The sequence below is a fragment of the Salinimicrobium oceani genome, assembly GCF_012037645.1.
Map to the genome: position 1 here is coordinate 1 of NZ_JAAVJR010001049.1, position 368 is coordinate 368.

Annotated in this window: 1 protein-coding gene; it reads left to right on the top strand. The window is 42.1% G+C overall.

Annotation, left to right across the window (positions count from 1 at the left end):
* Positions 1-174: 174 nt before the first annotated feature.
* Positions 175-368, top strand: a 194-nt coding sequence (locus tag HC175_RS20720; protein ID WP_479685252.1) for a dCTP deaminase/dUTPase family protein, incomplete at its 3' end; no start/stop codon positions are given.

Here is a 368-nt window from a genome sequence, read left to right on the forward strand (position 1 = left end):
TTGATCTCCATAGGATTTTCAACGGTTTACTTCTACCTTTTTAGGGAAAATTATTACCTGGGAAGTATATTAATCCTTATCTTTTTTGCCCTTATTTATTACGCTGAAAAAGATCAGTTAAAACAACTTCTGAAGCAGTCTTAACCCCATTGTTTCCGAAGAAATATAACAAGCATGAATGTAAAGATAATCAACAAATCCCAGCATGAATTACCGGCTTACGAAACCGGATCTTCCGCCGGAATGGACCTGCGGGCGAATATCACAGAACCGGTAACCCTGAAGCCTCTCGAAAGGGCTATCATTAAAACGGGCCTTTTCATTGAACTTCCGGTGGGTTACGAAGCGCAGGTGAGACCCCGAAGCGG